This is a genomic window from Pseudomonas sp. 9_2_1, assembly GCF_059295275.1.
In genome coordinates this window covers 2,979,235-2,998,438 of sequence record NZ_CM181239.1, presented here as the reverse complement: position 1 = coordinate 2,998,438, position 19,204 = coordinate 2,979,235, and the positions used below count along the sequence as shown (strand labels likewise).

Annotated in this window: 24 protein-coding genes and 1 pseudogene; 1 reads left to right on the top strand and 24 read right to left on the bottom strand. The window is 63.0% G+C overall.

Translation table 11 applies throughout. The features are described from left to right. Nucleotides 1-2: 2 nt before the first annotated feature. From AC5O5I_RS13500 to AC5O5I_RS13415, 18 genes and pseudogenes are all read right to left on the bottom strand, one after another. The gene (locus tag AC5O5I_RS13500) at nt 3-932 is read right to left on the bottom strand and encodes an electron transfer flavoprotein subunit alpha/FixB family protein (RefSeq protein WP_209965993.1); all 930 of its coding nucleotides are present in this window, start codon (nt 930-932) and stop codon (nt 3-5) included. Continuing rightward, a complete protein-coding gene (locus tag AC5O5I_RS13495) occupies nt 932-1,681 on the bottom strand; it encodes an electron transfer flavoprotein subunit beta/FixA family protein (protein ID WP_209965991.1) in 750 nt (249 codons plus the stop codon). The genes AC5O5I_RS13500 and AC5O5I_RS13495 overlap by 1 nt, the downstream gene beginning before the upstream one ends. Then, complete coding sequence (locus tag AC5O5I_RS13490) at nt 1,678-2,505, bottom strand: HpcH/HpaI aldolase/citrate lyase family protein (protein ID WP_245355143.1); 828 nt, start codon at nt 2,503-2,505, stop codon at nt 1,678-1,680. The genes AC5O5I_RS13495 and AC5O5I_RS13490 overlap by 4 nt, the downstream gene beginning before the upstream one ends. Then, entirely contained in the window at nt 2,499-3,344 is an 846-nt protein-coding gene (locus AC5O5I_RS13485) for an HTD2 family dehydratase (protein WP_209965989.1), read from the bottom strand. The genes AC5O5I_RS13490 and AC5O5I_RS13485 overlap by 7 nt, the downstream gene beginning before the upstream one ends. Before the next feature lie 10 nt (nt 3,345-3,354). Further along, nucleotides 3,355-4,521, bottom strand: coding sequence for an acyl-CoA dehydrogenase family protein (locus AC5O5I_RS13480; protein WP_209965987.1), 1,167 nt, complete (start codon nt 4,519-4,521; stop codon nt 3,355-3,357). Between the two features lie 22 nt (nt 4,522-4,543). After that, entirely contained in the window at nt 4,544-5,449 is a 906-nt protein-coding gene (locus AC5O5I_RS13475; RefSeq protein ID WP_209965985.1) for an SDR family NAD(P)-dependent oxidoreductase, read from the bottom strand. Nucleotides 5,450-5,470: 21 nt separating this feature from the next. Then, the gene (locus tag AC5O5I_RS13470) at nt 5,471-6,610 is read right to left on the bottom strand and encodes an acyl-CoA dehydrogenase family protein (protein WP_209969823.1); all 1,140 of its coding nucleotides are present in this window, start codon (nt 6,608-6,610) and stop codon (nt 5,471-5,473) included. 28 nt (nt 6,611-6,638) lie between these two features. After that, complete coding sequence (locus AC5O5I_RS13465; RefSeq protein WP_209965983.1) at nt 6,639-7,709, bottom strand: acyl-CoA dehydrogenase family protein; 1,071 nt, start codon at nt 7,707-7,709, stop codon at nt 6,639-6,641. 290 nt (nt 7,710-7,999) lie between these two features. Continuing rightward, the gene (locus tag AC5O5I_RS13460; RefSeq protein WP_209965982.1) at nt 8,000-8,224 is read right to left on the bottom strand and encodes a hypothetical protein; all 225 of its coding nucleotides are present in this window, start codon (nt 8,222-8,224) and stop codon (nt 8,000-8,002) included. Nucleotides 8,225-8,242: 18 nt separating this feature from the next. Continuing rightward, nucleotides 8,243-8,710, bottom strand: a complete 468-nt coding sequence (locus AC5O5I_RS13455; RefSeq protein WP_209965980.1) for an MmgE/PrpD family protein — start codon at nt 8,708-8,710, stop codon at nt 8,243-8,245. Nucleotides 8,711-8,842: 132 nt separating this feature from the next. Continuing rightward, a complete protein-coding gene (locus AC5O5I_RS13450) occupies nt 8,843-9,007 on the bottom strand; it encodes a hypothetical protein (protein WP_241792089.1) in 165 nt (54 codons plus the stop codon). An 80-nt stretch (nt 9,008-9,087) separates the two neighbouring features. After that, a pseudogene (locus tag AC5O5I_RS13445) lies at nt 9,088-9,294 on the bottom strand (alcohol dehydrogenase catalytic domain-containing protein); the annotation flags it as partial. A 341-nt stretch (nt 9,295-9,635) separates the two neighbouring features. Then, nucleotides 9,636-9,722 carry a hypothetical protein gene (locus tag AC5O5I_RS13440; protein ID WP_431357378.1) on the bottom strand — a complete coding sequence of 29 codons (87 nt, stop codon included), beginning with the start codon at nt 9,720-9,722 and terminating at the stop codon, nt 9,636-9,638. Then, nucleotides 9,682-9,930: an aldehyde dehydrogenase family protein gene (locus AC5O5I_RS13435; protein WP_347275883.1), complete on the bottom strand. Its 249-nt coding sequence runs from the start codon at nt 9,928-9,930 to the stop codon at nt 9,682-9,684. The genes AC5O5I_RS13440 and AC5O5I_RS13435 overlap by 41 nt, the downstream gene beginning before the upstream one ends. Beyond that, complete coding sequence (locus AC5O5I_RS13430) at nt 9,812-10,096, bottom strand: aldehyde dehydrogenase family protein (protein WP_209965969.1); 285 nt, start codon at nt 10,094-10,096, stop codon at nt 9,812-9,814. Before AC5O5I_RS13430 ends, AC5O5I_RS13435 begins: the two co-directional genes overlap by 119 nt. 5 nt (nt 10,097-10,101) lie before the next feature. Next, nucleotides 10,102-10,224: a hypothetical protein gene (locus AC5O5I_RS13425; RefSeq protein WP_277819036.1), complete on the bottom strand. Its 123-nt coding sequence runs from the start codon at nt 10,222-10,224 to the stop codon at nt 10,102-10,104. A 527-nt stretch (nt 10,225-10,751) separates the two neighbouring features. Next, nucleotides 10,752-10,973 (bottom strand): hypothetical protein, encoded by a 222-nt coding sequence (locus AC5O5I_RS13420; RefSeq protein ID WP_210023745.1) that lies wholly within the window; start codon nt 10,971-10,973, stop codon nt 10,752-10,754. Nucleotides 10,974-10,990: 17 nt separating this feature from the next. Continuing rightward, nucleotides 10,991-11,218, bottom strand: a complete 228-nt coding sequence (locus AC5O5I_RS13415) for a hypothetical protein (RefSeq protein WP_209965965.1) — start codon at nt 11,216-11,218, stop codon at nt 10,991-10,993. A 328-nt stretch (nt 11,219-11,546) separates the two neighbouring features. Here AC5O5I_RS13415 and AC5O5I_RS13410 point away from each other — a divergent pair, with 328 nt between their 5' ends. Next, nucleotides 11,547-12,350 (top strand): IclR family transcriptional regulator domain-containing protein, encoded by an 804-nt coding sequence (locus tag AC5O5I_RS13410; protein WP_209965962.1) that lies wholly within the window; start codon nt 11,547-11,549, stop codon nt 12,348-12,350. 39 nt (nt 12,351-12,389) lie between these two features. Here the strand turns inward: AC5O5I_RS13410 and AC5O5I_RS13405 are convergent, their stop codons facing one another. From AC5O5I_RS13405 to AC5O5I_RS13380, 6 genes are all read right to left on the bottom strand, one after another. Further along, nucleotides 12,390-13,574 (bottom strand): CaiB/BaiF CoA transferase family protein, encoded by a 1,185-nt coding sequence (locus AC5O5I_RS13405; RefSeq protein ID WP_209965960.1) that lies wholly within the window; start codon nt 13,572-13,574, stop codon nt 12,390-12,392. Between the two features lie 36 nt (nt 13,575-13,610). After that, the gene (locus AC5O5I_RS13400) at nt 13,611-14,399 is read right to left on the bottom strand and encodes an IclR family transcriptional regulator (protein WP_209965958.1); all 789 of its coding nucleotides are present in this window, start codon (nt 14,397-14,399) and stop codon (nt 13,611-13,613) included. Nucleotides 14,400-14,411: 12 nt separating this feature from the next. After that, nucleotides 14,412-15,257 (bottom strand): IclR family transcriptional regulator, encoded by an 846-nt coding sequence (locus AC5O5I_RS13395; protein WP_209965957.1) that lies wholly within the window; start codon nt 15,255-15,257, stop codon nt 14,412-14,414. Nucleotides 15,258-15,270: 13 nt separating this feature from the next. Beyond that, complete coding sequence (locus tag AC5O5I_RS13390; RefSeq protein WP_209965954.1) at nt 15,271-16,086, bottom strand: enoyl-CoA hydratase/isomerase family protein; 816 nt, start codon at nt 16,084-16,086, stop codon at nt 15,271-15,273. Between the two features lie 32 nt (nt 16,087-16,118). Beyond that, nucleotides 16,119-18,053: an AMP-binding protein gene (locus AC5O5I_RS13385; protein ID WP_209965952.1), complete on the bottom strand. Its 1,935-nt coding sequence runs from the start codon at nt 18,051-18,053 to the stop codon at nt 16,119-16,121. A 144-nt stretch (nt 18,054-18,197) separates the two neighbouring features. Beyond that, nucleotides 18,198-19,055, bottom strand: coding sequence for a MaoC family dehydratase (locus AC5O5I_RS13380; RefSeq protein WP_209965950.1), 858 nt, complete (start codon nt 19,053-19,055; stop codon nt 18,198-18,200). Between the last annotated feature and the right edge of the window lie 149 nt (nt 19,056-19,204).

Here is a 19,204-nt window from a genome sequence, read left to right as displayed (position 1 = left end):
CCTCAGAGCGCGTCTTGCAGTTGCGGGACCAACTCGAACAGGTCGCCCACCAAGCCGTAGTCGGCGACTTGGAAGATCGGCGCTTCTTCGTCCTTGTTGATCGCCACGATCACCTTGGAGTCCTTCATGCCCGCCAGGTGCTGGATCGCGCCGGAGATACCGACGGCGATGTACAGCTGCGGGGCGACGATCTTGCCGGTCTGGCCGACCTGCATGTCGTTAGGCACGAAGCCTGCGTCAACCGCAGCGCGCGAAGCACCGACAGCGGCACCGAGCTTGTCGGCGAGGCTATACAGCAAGCTGAAGTTGTCGCCGTTCTGCATGCCACGCCCGCCGGACACCACGATCTTGGCGGCCGTCAACTCCGGACGGTCTGATTTGGCCAGGGCTTCACCGACGAAAGCGGATACCTGCGCATCGAACGCACTGCTCATCACCTCGACGCTGGCCTTACCACCTTCGGCGTTGGCAGCATCGAAACCGGTGGCACGCACGGTCAACACCTTCACCGGGGCACTGGATTGCACAGTGGCGATGGCGTTACCGGCGTAGATCGGGCGTTTGAAAGTGTCCGCGTTGACCACCTCGATGATCTCGGAGATCTGGTCCACATCCAGCTGCGCCGCCACCCGTGGCAGGTAGTTCTTGCCGTTGGTGGTGGCCGGGGCCAGCACATGGCTGTACTCGCTGGCCAGGGATACCACCAGCGGGGCGATGTTTTCCGGCAGTTGGTGGGCATAGGCCGCATTGTCGGCAAGCAGGACCTTGGTCACGCCCACGACCTGCGCCGCAGCTTCGGCAACAGCGCCAACGTTCGCACCAGCGACCAGCACGGTGATGTCGCCACCAATCTGTGCCGCGGCGGTGATGGTGTTGAGGGTGGCGGCGGCCAGGGCGCCATTGGAGTGTTCAGCAACAACCAGGATAGCCATCAGATCACCTTCGCTTCGTTCTTCAGTTTTTCGACCAGTTCAGCCACCGTCTTGACCTTGATGCCCGCGCTGCGAGCAGCCGGAGCTTCGACTTTCAGGGTCTTGGTGGTAGAGGTGGTGGACACGCCCAGCGCCTCTGGTGCCAAGGTCTCCAGCGGCTTCTTCTTCGCCTTCATGATGTTCGGCAGCGACGCATAGCGCGGCTCGTTCAGGCGCAGGTCGGTGGTGACGATCGCCGGCAGGTTCAGCGAAACGGTCTGCAGGCCACCATCGATTTCGCGGGTGACATTCAGCTTGTCGCCCGCCACTTCAACCTTGGAAGCGAAGGTGCCCTGGGCATAGCCGGTCAGCGCAGCCAGCATCTGGCCAGTCTGGTTGTTGTCACTGTCGATGGCTTGCTTGCCAAGGATCACCAGCTGTGGTTGTTCCTTGTCGACGATGGCCTTGAGCGCCTTGGCAATGGCCAACGAGCCCAGCTCGACGTCGGTTTCGACCAGGATGGCGCGATCGGCCCCCAGGGCCAAGGCCGTGCGCAGTTGCTCCTGGGCAGCGTTCGAGCCGACACTCACCACCACCACTTCAGTGGCGATGCCTTGCTCCTTGAGCCGGACGGCTTCTTCCACGGCGATCTCGCAGAAGGGGTTCAGGGCCATTTTCACGCTGGTCAGCTCAACGCCGGACTGGTCCGCCTTGACGCGGACCTTCACGTTGAAATCGACCACGCGCTTGACTGCTACGAGGACTTTCATGCTTGGGATTCTCCAACAGAGCTGGAACGGGAAAGAATGCGGCGGGCCCGCTCGATCAACGGGCGATCGACCATCGCTCCGTCAACTTGCACGGCGCCGCCGTTATGCACGGCCTCCAGGACCCGACGGGCCCAGTTCACCGATTGGGCATCGGGTAACAGCGCTTCGGTGATCGGCGCCACCTGTTTTGGGTGGATCGCCAGCTTGCCGCCGAAGCCCAGGTTGCTGGCCCTCAGGGCGTCGTGGTGCACCAGGGTGGGGTCGTCAAAACTTGGCGTGACGCCATCGAGCGGGGCCGAGAGGCCAGCCAGTCGCGACTGCAACACCAGCGCACTGCGAAAATACGTCAGCGCCTCCCAGCTCGGCTGGCAGCCCAGGTCCAGGGCCAGGTCCAGCGAGCCGAACGCGGCCTGCACCACGCCGGGCTCACGCAGCAGCCAGGCCAAATCTTCAAAGGCGGCGGCGGTCTCCACCAAGGCGATCACGGGCACTTGCCGAGCCAGCAAGGCATGCACCAGACGGATGTCCGCGGCCGTCTCGGCTTTGGCCAGCATCAAGGCATCGAAACGCGCCTCGCGCAGCGCAGTCAGGTCGGCCTGAAAATCAGCGCTGGTGGTCGAGTTGATGCGGATGATCACCGGCACAACGTCGATGCCATGGTTGGCCACGGCGTCCCGGGCAGCAGCACGGTTGCCCGCCGCCACAGCATCCTCCAAGTCAAGGATCACCGCATCGGTGCCGCTGGCGGCGGCCTTGGCAAAACGCTCAGGGCGGTCGCCCGGCACGAACAACGGCGCCAGGGGCGCCTGGAAGTCACTCAACATGATGCGCTGGCCTCCATGTTCAGGTTGCCATCGGCATCCTGGGTCCAGGCCTGCAGCGTGTCGCCTTGGGTTTGCCAGGACACCGCCGCGCGAAACACGCGCCCGGCAATCAATGGCACCTGGCCGCGATAGGCGAAACGTGCGGGCACGTGCCCCGCGTGCCGGGCCGCCAGGTTGAACAACAGGCTGGCCTGCAACGGCCCGTGCACCACCAACCCTTGGTAACCCTCCACTTCCGTGGCGTAGGGCAGGTCGTAATGTATGCGATGGGCGTTGAAGGTCAGCGCCGAATAGCGCATCAGCAAGGTCGGTGGGGTCTCGACCCAATGCTCAAGCTCACCCACACGCTGCGGCCCACCCGCAGGCGCAGTACCTGCCGCGGCCGGCGCACGGTAGACAATTTCCTGGCGCTCACGGACGGCCAGCGTGCCGTCACAGGACAACTCGTGCTCGACGGTCACGAAGCACAGCTTGCCGCTGCGCCCCTCCTTGAAGCGAATGTCGCGGATGGTCGACAGCCGCTGGATCGGTTTGCCGATGGGCAGCGGTGCGAAGGTCTGTACCTCACCGCCCGCCCACATGCGCCTCGGCAACAGCACCGGCGGCAGGAAGCCGCCGCGTCGAGGGTGGCCGTCCTCGCCCAGCTCATCCATGCTGGCGGCGGCCGGGCTCGGTGCCAGGCACCAATGCAGGCCAGGCGGCGCGAACCCTTCAGCCTCCCACAGATGTGGCGCCAGGGTAGCCCGATAGGCCTCGAGCATCTGCGGCGTGATCATCGCCTCGCAGCGCTCCTGGCGGCCCAGCCACTCTTGCAATTGGCCCAGATCGTTATCGCTCATGACCATTGCCTCAGTAGGAACGGGGCATGCCCAGCAAATGCTCGGCGACGTAGCTGAGAATCAGGTTGGTGGAGATCGGCGCCACCTGGTACAGGCGGGTCTCGCGGAACTTGCGCTCCACGTCGTACTCGTTGGCGAAGCCGAAGCCACCGTGGGTCTGCAGGCAGGCGTTGGCCGCCTCCCAGCTGGCCTTGGCCGCCAGGTACTTGGCCATGTTGGCCGCCGCGCCGGCATTGCGGCCACTGTCGTACTCCTCGCAGGCGCGCCAGCGCATCAGGTCGGCGGCCTCGATCTCGATATGGGCTTCGGCGATGGGGAATTGCACACCTTGGTTCTGCCCAATCGGGCGGCCAAAGACGACACGATCGCGGGCATAGGCACTGGCCTTTTCGACGAACCAGCGACCATCGCCGATGCATTCGGCGGCGATCAGCGTGCGCTCCGCATTGAGTCCATCGAGAATGTAGCGGAAGCCCTTGCCCTCCTCACCGATCAGGCTGCTGGCGGGGATCTCCAGGTTGTCGAAGAACAGCTCGTTGGTCTCGTGGTTCACCAAGTTGGCGATCGGCTGGACCGTCAGGCCATTGCCGATGGCCTCGCGCAGGTCGACCAGGAAGATCGACATGCCATCGACCTTCTTCTTCACCTCCGCCAACGGCGTGGTGCGGGCCAGCAGGATCATCAGGTCCGAGTGCTGCACCCGGGAGATCCACACCTTCTGCCCATTGATGACGTACTTGTCGCCCTGGCGCACGGCGGTGGTCTTGATCTTGGTGGTGTCGGTGCCGGTGGTCGGCTCGGTCACGCCCATCGACTGCAAGCGCAGCTCACCGCTGGCCAGCTTTGGCAGGTAATAGCGCTTCTGCTCCTCGCTGCCGTTACGCAGCAGGGTGAACATGTTGTACATCTGCCCATGGATGGTGCCGGAGTTGCCGCCGCAGTGATTGACTTCCTCCAGGATCACCGACGCCTCGGCGAGGCCCAGGCCCGAGCCGCCGTACTCTTCCGGGATCATCGCCGACAGCCAGCCTGCCTCGGTCATGGCCGTGACGAAGGCTTCCGGGAACCCTTTCTGCTCGTCGATCTTGCGCCAGTATTCGGCGGGGAACTCCCCGCACAGGGCACGGACGCCCTCTCGGATGTCCTGGTAGCGCTCTTGGGCGTGTGTGGCATTCATAAAACTCGACCTCATGAATTCGTTAAACCGGGTCCCAGCAGAACACGTCGGCGCTGACCTGCAGCGGTGTGAAAGAGCCCGACAGCGCCGGCATGCCGTGCTCGGCGATGGCCTGGGCGGTCCAGCCCTCGCCCTGCTGCACCGAGCGCACCGGGCGGTTCTGGCTCATCAGGAAGATTTCGTTGCGGCGCACGGTGAACACCTGGCCGTTCACTTCCTTGGCCTGGTCCGACAGCAGGTACACCGCCAGCGGGGCGTTCTTCTCCGGGGTCATCTGCTTCAGGCGCTCGACCCGGGCCTTTTCTTCCGGGGTGCTGTCGGGGATCGCGCTGGTCATCCGGCTCCAGGCGAACGGCGCCAGGCAATTGGAGCGCACGTTGAAGCGCTGCATGTCCAGCGCGATGGATTTGCTCAGTGCCACCATCCCCAGCTTGGCCGCCGAGTAGTTGGCCTGGCCGACGTTGCCGATCAGCGCCGAAGTGCTGACCATGTGCACGAAGGCCCCGCTGCTCTGTGCGCGAAAACGCTCGGCGGCGGCACGGCTGACGAAGAAGCTGCCGTTCAGGTGCACCTGGATCACTGACTGCCAATCCTCCACACTCATCTTGTGGAAGATCACGTCGCGGATGATGCCGGCGTTGTTCACAACGCCATCGATACGGCCAAAGCTGTCCATGGCGCAGGTGATGATGTTCTGCGCGCCATTCCAGTCGGCCACGCTGTCGGTGTTGATCACCGCGCGACCACCGAAGCCTTCGATCAGTTTCAACGTCTCCTGGGCCGGGGTGGACGAGCCGCCCTCGCCGCCCAGGGACACGCCCACGTCATTGATCACCACCGAGGCGCCGGCACGTGCCATTTCCACGGCGATGGCCCGGCCGATGCCGCCACCGGCACCGGTGACCACCACTACTTTGTTGTCGAGCATGTCGTTCTCTCCGTCGATCGGTTACAGGCCGAGCATCGCTTTGGCCAGGATGTTGCGCTGGATCTCCGAGCTGCCGCCGTAGATGGTCGCGGGGCGCGCCTGGAGGAACAGGCCGGTGGGGTTCAGGTTGCCGTTGCCCTCGATCGGCTCCAGATAGGCGGCGTATTCCCCGGCGATCTCCAGCATGTAGTCGGTGATGCGCTGGAATAGCTCGGTCTGGTGCACCTTGAGCAGCGACACGTCGGCGCCCAGGTTCTCGCCCCGGCGCAGGCGCTCGGCGAAGGTCTCGAACAGCAGCTTGTGGTCGTCCAGGTCCAGGCGCAGGCGGGTCAGGCGGTCGCGGAAACCCGGCTCGTCGTGAAGGCCCAAGTGCTCGCCGAGCACTTCCAGGCGGGTCAGGGCATTGGCCGACTGCTTGGGCGAGCCGAGGAAGATGCGCTCGAAGCCCAGCAGCGCCTTAGCCATGGTCCAGCCAGCATTCATTTCGCCAACCAGGTTGGCCTTGGGCACGCGCACATCGTCGAAGAACACCTCGCAGAGCTCGTCGTGCAGGTCCAGGTTGAGGACCGGCCGCACGGTCACGCCGGGGCTGTCCATCGGCACCAGCAGGAAGCTGATGCCCTCCTGCTTCTTCGCCGTCTTGTCGGTGCGCACCAGCAGGAAGATCCAGTCGGCGTCGGTGGCCAGGGTGGTCCAGATTTTCTGGCCGTTGACTACCCATTCGTCATCGTCGAGCACCGCTTCTGTGCGCAGGCTGGCCAGGTCGGAGCCAGCGTTGGGCTCGCTGTAGCCCTGGCACCAGATGTGCTCGCCGGAAAGGATGCGCGGCAGGAAGTACTGCTGTTGCTCGGGTGAGCCGTAGCGGATCAGCAGCGGGCCGAGCAACATGATGCCGTGGTCCGGGGTACGGGCCACGCCGTGGTTCTCGAATTCCTCGGTATAGATCAGCTGCTTGGCCGCCGACAGGCCCATGCCACCGAACTCACGGGGCCAGCCCGGGCAAAGCCAGCCGTGCTCGGAGAGGGTCATGTACCAGTCCTTGACCTCTTCCCAATGCAGGCGTTTGGGTAAGTCGCGCAGCGCTTCGGGAAAGTGCGCATGCAGGAATTCGCGTACGGCTTGGCGGAAGGCATCGTCGCTCAGGGCGTTGAAATCGGGCAGTTGTGGTGTGTCGCTCATGGTCGGGTCCTCAGGCGCTGGCCAGGCGTGGCATGCAGGCGTCGTAACGACGACGGTGCTGGTCGGATGAGCCGTACAGGTTGGCCAGGGTCATGGCTTTGCGCAGGTACAGGCCCACGTCGCACTCGTCGGTGTAGCCAATGGCGCCGTGCAACTGCACGGCCTGGCGGGTCACCAGCAAGGCGGCATCGGCGGCGCGGGCCTTGGCCCGGGAAACGGCCGCGCGGCGCTGGGTGGCCGGGGCGCCTGCGTCACAGGTAGCCGCCGCCGCGTCCAGGCTGGCGCGCCACAAGGCCAGTTGCAGCTTCAAGTCCACGGCGCGGTGCTGCAGGGCCTGGAAATTGCCGATGGTCTGGCCGAACTGCTTGCGGGTGCGCAGGTACTCCAGGGTCAGGGCGAAGGCCTGCTCGGCGGCGCCCAGCAGGTAGGCGGCGGTGCCCAGGGCGGCTTCGTCAAGGGCGTCGGCCAGGGCCTGGGCCTGCAGTGGCAAGGTTTCGGCCGGGGCGCTATCCAGCTGCAGGTGGCCGAAGTGGCCGCCGTCCTGAGTGGTGACGATTTCCAACTTCACGCCCGGGGCCTTGGCGTCCACCAGGGCCAGGCCATCGGGGGTGCTGACCAAAAAGCCGTCGGCGCTAGCGGCCATGGGGATGCACAGCTTGCGCCCCCTGACCTTGCCGTTGTGCAGTCGGGTGCCGCCTTCAGCGGCTTCGAGGCTGTCGATCTGCTCTTGCAAGGCTGGCAGCAGCAGGCGCTCACCGCTCAGTTGTGCAGTCAGTTGTTCACCATCGAGCAGGCGCGCCGCCAGCACCGCCGGTACGAAGGGCTCGGGCAGCAAGGCGGCGCCGAACACTTCCAGCAAGGCGCAGTACTCGGCCATGCCCAGGCCAATGCCGCCCTGAGCTTCGGGCAACGACAAGCCTAGCCAGCCGTTGTCGGCCATCTCGCGCCATACCGCGCCGTCGAACCCCGGCACTTGGTAGCGCACACCGCGCACCCGGGCCAGCTCGCTGGCCGGGGCGAACGCGACCGCGCTGTCGCGGATCATGCGGATGTTTTCCAAACGTTCTTCAGACGAATGCATCTCGGTCTCCTGATTGCCTGGCAGTCACCTGGCAACGTGTCGTCGGCAGCGAAGTCGTCACAGCCTTGAGAAGATATTTCGCCATATGAAATACCGTTTCAAGAGCCTACAGCCCGTTGACAGGGGTTTTCGGAAGGGCAGTTAGGCTTTGTTCCGAGCAATGGAACTAGCCGACCGTCTAGCGGCCAGAAACGACAACGCTTTGCTCTGGGCAAGGCGTTGAAAGATGCTACGCCCCTGTGCAGGAGCGGCCTTGCATCGCAAAGAGGCCACTCGTGCAGTAACCCCCGTCAGGCTGCGAACAGAGCGGTCAAGTCCGTCACCGGGGCTTTCAGCGGCAGCTCGCGCAAGGTTGCCAGCAAGGCCCGAGCGCGTTGCTCGCCAAGCACCTCGGCTGTCAGTTCCATGAACTTGGCATCTTGCTGCGCCTCGGACATAGGGTTCTCCAACGAACCGATAGGCTGTTCGACGAACAGATGTGTGCCATCACTCAGCGTCATGGTCAGGTCGGCCACGAACTTGCCGGGGTAGCGCTACTCGATCTCCGGCGACTCGCTGATGCGAATGCCTCGAGCCACCTCCAGCACGGGGGCCATATCGACCTTGCTAGCTAGATAGTCACGGTGCACGGCAAAGCCGTTGCCTTTGCCCGGGAGGGCGAAGACGATCAGCACTGGCAGGCTGAACTGCACCTGCTCGATGTTGGCCGGTGAGTAGGCATTGGCATTACCCACCACCGTGTTGAACGCCGGATGAATACGCGCATGCACCTCGCGGATACGCTCCAGTTGCCCTGCATAGGGCGTCAAGGGATCAATGTAGGCGTGTGTGCAATAACAGGCGCAGTAAGCCTTGAGCCAGACATTGCCGATTTCAAATGGCTGGTCCAAGCCGAAGCGCGCCTCGGCGCTTTCGCCCGGTCCACGCTGCACGAAGGTGCGCAAGAAGCCTTTGTTGCCGGACAGGAAGGCCCGCGGCCCGGTGATTCCCGCCGCAGCCATGCCAGGTAGCGGTACAACGCACGGCCTGCTGGCGCGGCGCTTCGCCGCCTGCGCAATCCATGGAGCAGCTCACGCCCTTGCCGCGGGGGATGCGCAGGATCTCCTCCACCGCGTCCACCTGGCTGCCGTCAATCACGTGCGCCGCGCCAAAGGCCTTGGCCGGGCAATGCGCTCGGCGCTGATATCCACGCCAATCACTTCGATACCCATGGCCGCCGCCAGCTGTACAGCCGACAACCCCACCGGTCCAAGGCCGAACACCGCCAGGGTGTCGCGGGCGCTGATGTCCAGGCGCAACAGCGCGCCATAGGCCGTGCCGGTGCCACAAGCGATGGCGCACCACCGGCGAATGAGATTTCCTCGCGCAGGTGTACCAGGCAGGACGCCGGGGTTTTCATGTAAGCGGCATGACTGCCGTGGGCGATGACCCCATGCACCGTGGCGCCGTGGTCACAGCGCTGGCTCCAGCTGGTGCGGCAGGAGTCACAGCACTTGCGACCTTCGTAATGGAACACCATCACCCGATCGCCAATCTTGAAACGCGTCGGGTCGCCCCCTCGCCTACGGCAACGATCTCGCCACAGGGCTCATGCCCACCGATGATTGGCTGGGTTTCGTCGATGCCACGCGAGGCCAGATCCTTGAACCCACCGAGCGGATGATCTGCAGCGAGTCATGTCGATAGAAATGCAAATCACTGCCGCACATGCCCGATGCACGCAGGCGGATCACGGCCTCGCCTGGCCCTAGGGTGGGGTCAGCGAAGTCGAGGATGTCCAGCTTGCGTTCGCCTCTGAATACAACGCCACGCATAGTGTGCTCCGGTAAACGCTCTTGTATTTTGTTCTGTTCAGAATACCCGGGCCGCCGTTACGGGGGCTTACATACGCAGCATTACAGCCTTGACTTGGGTATAGGCGTCGATCTATTTCTGGCCGAACTCGCGGCCCCAGCCGGACTGTTTGTATCCGCTAAACGGCATTGCCGGATCGGCCTCGCCATAGGTGTTGATCCATACGTGGGCCAAGTTTGGTGTCGGCAGCCAGGGGGTCACCGACCTTGAAGGTTGCGGCCAGACCTGCCACGCGCTCCTGCACTTCGTCATACACCGCGCGCTGGACGAACAGTCGCGTGCCGGCGGAGCACACCTGGCCGGAGTTGCCACAGCAGGTCTTGACTGCCCCTTGCACCGCCTTTTCGAGGTCGGGGTCGGCGAACACCACGTAGGCGCCTTGCCGCCAAGCTCCAGGGTGCCTTCTTGAGGTTGGAGGTAGATGCCTGGACGATCTGCTTGCCCACTGCTGTGGAGCCGGTGAAGGTGATCTTGTCCACGTTCTGGTGCAGCGACAGCGCGGCACCCGCGATATGGCCAAAGCCCGGAAGCATATTGATTAAGCCCGCTGGCAGGTCGGCTTCCTGGCGAAGGAGTACAGGTCACTGAACCAGAAACGTCCGTGATACCGGCGTGCGCCTTCGGTGTGGGTCATGCCGTCGAGCAGTACAGACTTTCTCATGACATGTTCTCTTGTTTGTCTTGTCGAACATCATTTCGGGCCGGTCGGCATATGCATGCGGCAGGTTCAGCGCGCGGGAGGTCATTGCAGCCCTGACGGGCGTTGCGGGCAAGCAACCAAGGTTGCCTGTCCTGTACTTCGGAATACTTTCGGCGACGCTGTTCGCCGGTCAGAACACATGCAGGTAGCGCAGGCGCAGCTGTTGGCTCATCTTGAAGCCGTTCTCCACGTCGAGGTCGCGGAACAGGCCGACCATGACCTGATCGACAGGGCTCAGCATGGTGCAGCCCTGAACATAGAAGCTGCGGAGCTTGACCTGGTCGCCCTGCAACTGGCCTTCGATCTCGGTCTCGCCACCTTGGTCCCCACGCCCAACTGAGAACCGCCACGGTTGTTGAACAGGTAGGTCGCCCTACCCTTGGCCTCGTACCAAGGGTGTTGACGTCGAGTGAGCTTGTCCGGGCCGTACTCGTCGTTCTTGCGGTAGAAGTCCGCTTCGAGCAGCACGTCCAGGTCGAAGTGCTGCCTCAGGCCTCGTTGGTAGCCCAACTGCAGGACCACTTTCCAACGGTTCTCTCCTGGATAAGAAAGTCCTCGTGGTCATATTCGCCCAGCGGCAGGTACAGCCAAGCGCCGACGGTCAGGTACTCGCGTCTTTCACGGTCGACATGCAGCCAGAACGGGATGCCGATGAAGGGGTCGCCCATCCCGGAAATGTGGTCCAGGCCCGCGACGTTATCCCGTGACATGTTCTGGTGGATCAGGATCAAGGACCGGTTGATGATGAACCAATCGCCACCTCGATCGGGTGGGCATAGCGTAGGATGGTGGTGGTGACATCGAGCTTGGCATGGTTGTCGATGATCTGGTTGTTCTTGTACATGTCGGAATTCTTCGAATTGATCATGTACAACGCCGTCAGGTCATACCCCGGCATGGGCGCGGCGAAATCGCCGATATCGGCACCCAGAGCAAGCGCTTTGGAGGTCGGCAAGAGCAGGCATAGCGGTACCAACAGCGTAACGAGTAGTTGGCGAAGTGCGTGCAGGGTTACCCCCGCACGTTCGGGCGACTGAGCATAGGAACATCTCCACTTTTTATTGTTGTTGTGAAGCGACGTACTCGAAGGGACAGATGGCCAGCCATTGCCAGCACTTTGTCGAAAGCATTGCCAATCAACGGCAGATGTCCGGGCAAGACAAGCGCGCCACGCGCACGGTTCCGTACAGTGAGAACAGCTCACGCAAAAGCGCTCCAAGTTCCTGCTACGCGCCACTGCTTGCTAAGATCGCGGCACGCCCTAGCCCTGATCTGGAATGCCTGTGAAGACGCCCACCAAGCCCTCGTTCAAACCCGTGGAAGCCGTTGCCCGTGCTCTGAAGGTGCTACGGGTGGTCAGTGAGGAGCGTCAGGCGACGGTGGCCTCGATCCACCGTAAGACCGGCCTGGACAAGGCCACAATCGTGCGCATGCTCGAGACCTTGCATCACGAAGGCTACGTGGCCAAGGAAACGGAGCGGGCACAGTACTCGGTCACCGCCCGTACCTTGCTGTTGAGCCAGGGCTACGAGAAATCACGCTGGATCGCAGGCGTCGCCGAGCCGAGCTTGGCGCGCTTTCGCAATAGCATTGGCTGGCCTTCGGACATCGCCGTGTTCGATGTCGACGCCATGGTGGTGCTGCAGACCTCGCGGGAGAGCGGCGGCCCCTTGTCGTTCAATCGCCGCCCAGGGTTCCGCTCACCAATGCTGGCCACCTCGATCGGCATCGCCTACCTGGCGTTCTGCCCAACGGATGAATGCCAGCGGATCATCAGGCAACTGGCGGCAGTGGATGAACCTTGGAACCAGTTGGCCCGTGAACCCGAGCGGCTGAATGCGCTGCTCGAACGCACGCGTAAAGACGGGTTCGCGGTGATGAATGATGACTACAGCGAACAGGTGTTCGCCGGTAATGTTTGGGCCATGGGCGTGCCGGTGGTGCACAAAGGTGAGCTGTTCGCAGCCTTGAATGTGATGATGCTCAAGAAAGCGCTGATCCTCTCCGAGGCGCGCAAGCAGATCTTGGCGCCGCTACGGCAAGTGGCTGACGACATTGCCACACAGCTGGCCGCGGCAAGGGATTGATATCGTTTGGGGCTGCGCAGCAGCCCCGTTCATCCGAACTCAGACCGTGCCTTTTGCTCGCAGTGCCTCGATCTGCCCCGGCGAGAATCCAAACTCGCGCAGGACTTCCTCTGTATGCTCGCCACTGAGCGGCGCATGTTTGCGAATCGCCAGCGGTGTACGCGACAGGCTCACGGGCGCAGCTACATAAGGCACTTCAGGCTCAACCCCCGGGTGCCTCAAACGTACGAACGCCCCGCTCTCGGCAATAGCTGGGTCACTGTTGACCTCCGCGGGCGAATACACAGGCCCCGCAGGAATCTTTGCCTGGTTCAGTTCCTCCAATGCCTGATCTCGGGAGCGCTCCGCGCACCACTCGCTCATCAACCCGGACAACACCTCTCCATGCTGCCCACGCAGCTCATCGTCGGCAAAGCGTGAGTCATCGAGCAGTTCAGGTTGACCGACGATCTTCGCCCAGCGGCGGAACATGGCCGGGCCAATGACCTGAACGATGATCCAGCCACCACGGGTGCGGAAGATGTCCGATGGCCCGTAGCTCTGGCTGCGGTTACCGGTGGCCTGGCGTTGCAGGCCCAGTACCCGCTCCTCGATCAGGTAGCCACTCGAGAAGTTTAAGGCTGTCTGCAAGAGCGAAGCCCCCACCTGCTGGCCCTGGCCACTGCGCTCACGCTCATAGAGCGCGGCCACCGCTCCCAGAGCGCATGCGATACCGGTGCAGTAATCCACTACCGGCAACATCGACTTGATTGGCTGGTCCGGATAACCCGACAAGTACACCCCGCCACTCATGACCTGGCCCACACCGTCAAAGCCAATCTTATCGCGCAGCAGCGGGCTGTCGCCGAACGCCGAGGGTGCAACCAGCACGACGTCCGGCTTGATCGCCTTGAGTGTTTCATAGTCGAGCCCCAGGTTGGCCAGGGTCGGCGCCGGCATGTTGGCGATCACCACATCGGCCTCGGCCACCAGACGCCGTACGATCGCGCGGCCCTCCTCGCTGGCGATCTCCAGAGTGAGCGAGCGCTTGTTGCGGTTGGACTGCAGAAACACCGCACCATCACCCTGCTCGGTGACCGGCATGACGAAGCGGTCCTCGCTGCCACCGACCCGGTCGATGCGGATCACGTCCGCGCCCATGTCGGCCAGCAGCGCACCACAGAACGGCCCCGCGATATAGCGCCCGAAGTCGAGCACCCTGATTCCAGCTAACACTTGCGCCATAGAAGTCTCTCTTGTGCTTCATTGAATGGCCGGCCTTTAGAATGGGCCTTCCAGATCCTGCAGCAGGTGTTCGAGCTCCGGGGCAGCCTCCATCAAGGCCTTGCCCACAGTACTACGCACCCTCTCGAAATCCACCCCGAGTACGGCCGCGCCGCAATTCAGGCCCATGACCGTGCCCTGACGCCCTACTCTGATCGGGCAACCGATCCCATAGGTATCGCGCTGGTAGCCGCCGACCACCAGACAGCAGCCGCTGTCAGCCATGTGGGAAAAACTGGTACCCATGGCCTCACGGACCTTGGCAAAGCCTGCTCCCATGCGCTGCGCCATGCGGGCGATCAAGGCTTCACGCTCCTCTACCGGCAAGCCCCACAGGTAGCCATGACCAATCGCCGTGCTCGCCATTGGCAGCATCGAGCCCACACCCAGACGCAAGGTGGAGATGTTGCGGCCCGAGCAATAGGTGACGTAGAGCATCTCCAGCTGATCCGGCATGGCCAGGGCTACCGAGACGTTGAGTCGGTCCGCCAGTGCCTGCATGAACGGCTGGGCTCGCTGCACCAGGGGGCTGGACTCCAGCAACGCCTGGCCGATCCCAAGCGGCCCTGTACTCAGTTCGAACTGGCGACCGCCGCTGGCGTGCTGCAAGAAGCCGGAGAACATCAAGGTCGTGGTCAGTCGCGAGACGGTCGATTTGGGCAAACCGGTACGTGCGACGATCTCGGCGTTCGACAGCGGCGCCCGCTCGCCACGGAACGCGCGCAACACCTGAAGCCCACGGCTGACGGTAAGCAGTGCATCGGCACTATCGTGATCGCTGGTCATGGCCGAGCTCCGTTAGAGGTCACCGCTGGAGTCGTCCAGCGAGCGTTTGATCTGGTTGGCCAGCGCCAAAAGTTGTGGGCCCAGCTCCCGCGCCACCCGCGCCTTGGTCATCTGCCCCAGCGACCCCAGGCAAGTCAGGACGAACAGGCCGCGCCCGGGCAAACTCAGCGGTACCGAGATGATCCCCAGGTCGCGCTCCCACTTGCTCAGCGAGTAGCAAAAACCCATCGCACGCAATTGACGGATTGCCTCGCTGAGGTTCGGCTCCGGTTCTGTCCAGCCTTCGGGCATGCGTCGAGCGATATTTTCCAGCAAGTAGGCACGTTCCAACGGCGGCAGAGAGGCCAGCAAAGTCACGCCCATCTGCGTCGAGGAGATGGCGATACGCGTGCCGACGTTCAGACCGTTGCGCCGGAAGCTGCCGTTGCCGGTACAACTCTCCAGGGCGATCAGGTCCAGGCGGTCACGCATGGCCAGCAATACCGTGACGTTGTTGGCACAGGCGAAACGCACCAGGTCCTCACGCACCAGGCGTTGCACGTCGGAGTGCGAGGTGGCGGCATATCCCAGCGACAACACGGCTGCGGCCAGTCGATACTGACGCAGGCTGGCGTTGTAGTTGAGAAAACCCAACGATACTAGCGAGCGCAGGAAGCGACTGACCGTGGAGGCCGGCATCCCGGTACGGTCGGCGATGTCCTTGTTGCCCAACCAGCCGTCATGGGCACTGAAGGCCGAGAGCACCTCCAGCGCCCGCACCACCGGCATGACCATGCCCGACCTCGGCAACTGGGGTTCGCGCAGGCTGAGCAATGCTTCATGGTGCAGCCCGCCGCTCATGGGTTCGGCCTTGGTCATGACGGCAACCTCCCTACACGTCGGTGTTGTCCGGGAATTTCGGCGCACGCTTCTCCCGATAGGCCCGCACGCCCTCCTTCACTTCCTCGCCACCAAAGCCAAGCATCTCCAGAGCCAGCGAGGCATCGAAGATCGGCCCGGCCTGGCGCAGCCAGTTGTTGAGCGAGTATTTGGTCCAGCGGATCGCCGACTGGGCACCCTCGGCCAGGCGTGTGGCCACCTCCAGGGCGCGGGCCTGCAACTGTTCGCCATCGACGCAGAGCGACACCAGGCCAATACGCTCGGCCTCCTCGCCATTGAGCGATTCGCACAGCAGCAAGTGATACTTGGCCTTGGCCATACCGCACAGCAGTGGCCAGACAATCGCAGCGTGATCGCCAGCGGCCACGCCCAGACGGGTGTGACCATCTACGATCTTCGCGTCTTTCGCCGCGATGGAGATGTCGGCGAGCAAGGCAGCCACCAGTCCGGCACCCACAGCCGGGCCATGGATCGCCGAAACGATAGGTTTGTTGCAGTTGATGATGTTGTAGACCAGGTCCTTGGACTCGCGCCACACGCGGCAGCGGTATTCGAACGAATCGATCATGCCCTCGACGATCTGGAAATCCCCGCCGGCAGAGAACGCCTTGCCGGCGCCGCAGATGATCACCGTATTGACGCTGTCGTCAGCCTCGATATCGCGCCATACCCGGGTCAGCTCGGCATGCCCGGCTTCGTCCAGAGCATTCAGGCGTTCCGGGCGGTTGAGCGTGATGCGCAGCACCCGAGGCGCCGGGCGGTCGAATGCCAGGCGTTGATAGTCGCAATAGTCGATCTGTTTGTGCATTGTGGTGTTCCTTTTTATCAGCTTGTAGGCGACTAGGCCTGGATGGCCTGGCGGATTAGATCCAGGGCTGCCGGGTTGTCCAGCGACGAGGTATCCCCCAGCGGCATGCCGTTGCAGAGGTTGCGAATGACCCTTCGCATCACCTTGGAGCTGCGAGTCTTGGGCAGCAGACTAACGAAATAGGCCGCCGCAGGCACAAAGGGTTTGCCCATGCGCGCTTGCACGTGGGCAGCAATGCGCTGCCGCAGCGCAGCCTGGTCGCCCGAGGCACCGGGTGCAATCAAGAACACCACCAGCTTCTGGCCTTTGCTGTCGTCCTTTACGCCGACCGCAGCAGCTTCGCTGATCTCATCGAGCTCCAGCAGCACTTCTTCGATTTCCGCTGGCCCGACACGCTTGCCGGCCAGCTTGATGGTGTCGTCGGAGCGGCCCAGCATGTAGAAGCTACCGTCCTTGAGCATGGCCAGGTCGCCATGAACCCAAAGACCGGGGAGGGTGCGCCAGTACGAGTCCAGATAACGCTCATCGTCCTGCCAGAAGGACTGGGTCATGCCCACGAACGGTCGGCGAACGACCAGCTCGCCCGGCTCGCCTGCCACTGCCTGCCCCGCGCTGTCCGCGACGGTGACATCTACCCCGGGCGAGGCGGTGTTGAAGCCTGAGGGGCTGATCGGGCGGATCACCACACTCGACAGCAGCGCACCGGAAACCTCGGTACCGCCGGTGTAGTTGATGACCGGACTGCGGCCTCTGCCGAAGTGCGCCTGGAACCAACAGAAATGCTCGGGGTCGATGCCCTCGCCTGCCGTGATCAGTAGGCGTACCGAAGAAGTATCGGCAGCACAGGCCACGGCCTCGTTGACCGCCAGGCCACGGATCAGGGTCGGTGCCGAGCCGAAATGTGTCACCCGATGGGTTTCGATCAGCCGGCCCATGCGCGACCAGTCGGGAAAATCCGGCGCACCGTCATAGCAAACCAGGGTCGCGCCACGCATCAGGGCACTGCACAACACCAGGGAGCCGGCGATCCAGCCCATGTCGGCAGGCCAGCAGAACACATCACCGGGTTTGACGTTGAAGTGGATCGCAGCGTCGTGGGCAATCTTCAAAGCAAAGCCGCCGTGCACATGCACCGTGCCTTTGGGCTTGCCGGTGGTGCCGGAGGTGTAGACGATCATGAACGGATCATTGGGCGACATGCTCGCAGCCGCTTTTTCCAGCCCTCGCCCCTGCACCAGAACCTGCATCCAGTCACGGCTGCCGTCGACCACCGGCGCTACGCCATCGACATCATGGACCACCAGGATTTCCAAGATGGGCAGCTCTGTGCGAGCAGCTTGCACCAGCGCCAGTGTATCCACCCGCTTGCCGCGCCGATCGAAACCGGCACTGGCGATCAGCGCCTTGGCCGAGCAGGCGGAAAGCCGTGATTTGATGGCATCGACACCAAAGCCACTGAACAAGGGCACGGCAATGGCGCCCATGTAGGCGATAGCCAGTAGGGTGACAGTGGCTTCTAGGCCGTTGGACATCAACAGACCAATACGATCCCCACGCTTGAGGCCGTTGGCCTCCAGGCCTGCGGCGAAGGCGCGGACCTGCCCTGCGAGCTCTGCGTAAGTGGCACGGTTCACTTGGCCATTCTCACGTTCGGCAATCACTGCAGGCACGGCACCTTGACGCTCGCCCATGGCAAGGATGGACTGCACCCAGTTCAGTCGTCCGCCCGGGAACCAACTAGGGAACTCCCTGCCGCGACTGTCGTCCAGGTAGCCCTCGAACGGCTTTTCCCAGGCAATACCACAGTAGTTCGAGACCATCCGCCAGTAAGCGAGCGGGTCAGCCAGGGCGCGAGCCTGGAATTGCTCGTAGTCCGGAGTACCGAGTCGGTGCATCATTTCGGTCACGTTGGCGCTGGCGATGTCTTCAGCGCTTGGTTGCCATACCGAGGGCGAGCTGTCGTTCATGTTGCGTCACATCTCCAGTCGATTTCGGTGGCCCGGTGAGGGTGCCACTCGGATTTTGTTTTCAGATCTGGTCGTTTATTCATTAACCGCCCAGGAAGCGGTAGCGTCAAAGCAAGTGGTCGGATTGTTCCGTACTTCGGAATATCAGGGCTGTTGCCACGATGCCCGCCCGTGACTGATCACCAACACCTCACGTTCCACTACCCAGACACGGAAGGCGCCGTCGCGCCAGATTTCGCAACGCAAGGTTTCCCCGGGGTAGACCGGCGCAGCGAAGCGCAAGGACATTTCTCGCAGACGCCCTCCCTGGTAGTCGCACAGGCTGCGTACCAACGCATGACACACCACCCCGAAGGAGCACAACCCATGCAGAATCGGGCGTGGGAAGCCGGCCTTGGCGGCCACCTGTGGATCGGCGTGCAACGGGTTGTGGTCGCCATTCATGCGGTAATACAGCGCTTGCTCGGGGCGGGTTGGCAGATCGACGACGAATGCCGGCTCACCTTCAGGGTGCGGCAGACTGGGGCCTCGTGCCACATCTCCCCCTCCAAATCCCCCGCCGCCGCGAATGAAGGTGGTGTTCACAGTGGAAGCGATCAGCTCGCCATTGGCCGCGTTCTTGAGTGTTTTGCGCGTATAGAGCAGCGCGCCCTGCCCCGGCCCCTTGTCCACGAGGCCATCGATGACTGTTTCACTGGTCAGGTCAGTGTCCACCGGCAATGGCTGATGCAGGGTGAGCGCCTGCTCGCCATGCACCACTTGAGTGGCATCGACGCCAGACCGTGGATCACCCAGCCAGAACCCAGGGTGCGCCAGTACCAAGGCCATGGACGGCAATACCGATATCGCCTGCGTATAGTCGACATAGCGCAACTGGCGCTCATCCTCAGGATCTTGTCCCAGACCTACCGACAGCGCATAGAACGCAGCCTCACGTGCGGCCAGGCGCTGGCGCACGCTCGGGATCGGGTAGCTGAGCAACTGGTCGGCATCGATGGGCATCGCGCCCTCCTGTCTTGATCTTGTGGCAAATGCGTGGTTTCAACATGCGAAATCTTGTTTCAAATTATCGTCAGGGCATTTCCCACCCCGGCACAACCGCCAGAGAGGGTGCGTTCCGAAGAGCGGAATGACCTTTTGACCGAATCCCG

Bases quoted from the DNA above. Each gene is read 5' to 3' on its own strand.
- AC5O5I_RS13480 (WP_209965987.1), bottom strand. From the start codon at position 4,521: ATGAATGCCACACACGCCCAAGAGCGCTACCAGGACATCCGAGAGGGC.
- AC5O5I_RS13465 (WP_209965983.1), bottom strand. From the start codon at position 7,709: ATGCATTCGTCTGAAGAACGTTTGGAAAACATCCGCATGATCCGCGAC.
- AC5O5I_RS13380 (WP_209965950.1), bottom strand. From the start codon at position 19,055: ATGCCCATCGATGCCGACCAGTTGCTCAGCTACCCGATCCCGAGCGTG.
- AC5O5I_RS13430 (WP_209965969.1), bottom strand. From the start codon at position 10,096: ATGCTTCCGGGCTTTGGCCATATCGCGGGTGCCGCGCTGTCGCTGCAC.
- AC5O5I_RS13405 (WP_209965960.1), bottom strand. From the start codon at position 13,574: ATGGCGCAAGTGTTAGCTGGAATCAGGGTGCTCGACTTCGGGCGCTAT.
- AC5O5I_RS13390 (WP_209965954.1), bottom strand. From the start codon at position 16,086: ATGCACAAACAGATCGACTATTGCGACTATCAACGCCTGGCATTCGAC.
- AC5O5I_RS13385 (WP_209965952.1), bottom strand. From the start codon at position 18,053: ATGAACGACAGCTCGCCCTCGGTATGGCAACCAAGCGCTGAAGACATC.
- AC5O5I_RS13455 (WP_209965980.1), bottom strand. From the start codon at position 8,710: ATGGCTGCGGCGGGAATCACCGGGCCGCGGGCCTTCCTGTCCGGCAAC.
- AC5O5I_RS13420 (WP_210023745.1), bottom strand. From the start codon at position 10,973: ATGTCACGGGATAACGTCGCGGGCCTGGACCACATTTCCGGGATGGGC.
- AC5O5I_RS13490 (WP_245355143.1), bottom strand. From the start codon at position 2,505: ATGTTGAGTGACTTCCAGGCGCCCCTGGCGCCGTTGTTCGTGCCGGGC.
- AC5O5I_RS13395 (WP_209965957.1), bottom strand. From the start codon at position 15,257: ATGACCAAGGCCGAACCCATGAGCGGCGGGCTGCACCATGAAGCATTG.
- AC5O5I_RS13495 (WP_209965991.1), bottom strand. From the start codon at position 1,681: ATGAAAGTCCTCGTAGCAGTCAAGCGCGTGGTCGATTTCAACGTGAAG.
- AC5O5I_RS13485 (WP_209965989.1), bottom strand. From the start codon at position 3,344: ATGAGCGATAACGATCTGGGCCAATTGCAAGAGTGGCTGGGCCGCCAG.
- AC5O5I_RS13400 (WP_209965958.1), bottom strand. From the start codon at position 14,399: ATGACCAGCGATCACGATAGTGCCGATGCACTGCTTACCGTCAGCCGT.
- AC5O5I_RS13425 (WP_277819036.1), bottom strand. From the start codon at position 10,224: ATGAGAAAGTCTGTACTGCTCGACGGCATGACCCACACCGAAGGCGCA.
- AC5O5I_RS13475 (WP_209965985.1), bottom strand. From the start codon at position 5,449: ATGCTCGACAACAAAGTAGTGGTGGTCACCGGTGCCGGTGGCGGCATC.
- AC5O5I_RS13500 (WP_209965993.1), bottom strand. From the start codon at position 932: ATGGCTATCCTGGTTGTTGCTGAACACTCCAATGGCGCCCTGGCCGCC.